Raw genomic sequence first — 1,142 nt, 5'->3', positions numbered from 1 at the left:
CTGCTTGGCGTGGTTCCACTCGTAGAGCGCCCGTGCCTCGTCGATCCCCTCGTAGGCACCGGCAACGCCTCGATCCCCGCGGCGCGGGCCGGGGCGTCCGTCGTCGCGTCCGACCTGACCCCCGAGCTGCTCGAGCAGGGCCGTCGCACCGAGCCCGGGATCGAGTGGGTCGAGGCCGACGCCCAGGCGCTGCCCTTCGAGACCGGCGAGTTCGACACGGTGCTGTCCTGCGTCGGTGCGATGTTCGCCCCGTTCCACGAGCGGGCGGCGGCCGAGATGGTGCGCGTCTGTCGGTCCGGCGGCACGATCGCGATGATCAACTGGACGCCCGAGGGGTTCGTCGGGCAGCTGTTCGCGACCATGAAGCCCTTCGCCCCGCCGCCCCCGCCGGGCGCGCGGCCCGCGCCGCTGTGGGGCAGCGAGGCACACGTCCGGGAGCTGTTCGGAGCGGGCGTCCGGTCGCTGACGGCCGAGAAGCGGACCATCACGTTCGCCGTCTCCGACTCCCCGCTCGCCTTCCGCGAGTGGTGGAAGGCGAACTACGGCCCGACGATCGCCGTCTACGCCGCGAACGCCGCCGACCCGGACCGGACCGCCGCCCTCGACGAGGCGTTCCTGCGGTTCCTCACCGAGAGCCGCGAGGGCACCACCTGGGAGTCCGAGTACCTCCTGATCACGGCAGAACGGTCCTGACGGACCTGCCTCGGACGTATCGGACGGTGCCGTCCTGGGCTCTTCTCCTTCGGGGGCGGGTGTGGGCACCCGCCCGCCCCCGAACCGGCGGGAGGCGGGGATGACGGACACGAGCGGGCCGACCACGGTCGTCCGGCTGCTCGGACCACCCCGGGTGGAGGGCCCCGGGCTCCCCGTCCCCCGCGGGCGCAAGCCGTGGGCGCTGCTCGCGCTGCTGCTGACCTCGACCGGTCCGGTCCCGCGCGGGCGGGTCCTGGACCTGCTGTTCACCGAGGCGGAGGATCCGCAGGCCGCGCTCCGCTGGACGCTCAGCCAGGCCCGCCGCGCCGTCGGGTCCGCGATCCGGATCGACGGCGACCCGTTGCGCTGCGAGATCGGCGAGGGCGTGCGGGTGGACGTCGTCGACGTGGTGGCGGGCCGCATGCCCGCGGGCTGGCCGCTCGCCGAGG

2 protein-coding genes are annotated in these 1,142 nt (G+C 74.5%); both read left to right on the top strand.

Features of this window, described 5'->3' with window-relative positions:
* Nucleotides 1-693: class I SAM-dependent methyltransferase (locus tag H5J29_RS33655; protein WP_181784904.1), on the top strand; the 693-nt coding region annotated here is incomplete at its 5' end.
* Between the two features lie 100 nt (nucleotides 694-793).
* The coding region (locus tag H5J29_RS33650) for an AfsR/SARP family transcriptional regulator (protein WP_220188248.1) at nucleotides 794-1,142 on the top strand (349 nt) is incomplete at its 3' end.

Origin of the sequence: Pseudonocardia pini, assembly GCF_013870575.1 — a bacterium.
GTDB classification, from domain to species: domain Bacteria; phylum Actinomycetota; class Actinomycetes; order Mycobacteriales; family Pseudonocardiaceae; genus Pseudonocardia; species Pseudonocardia pini.
Note: the sequence above shows the minus strand (reverse complement) of the source record. Positions and strands in the feature narration are given on the sequence as shown.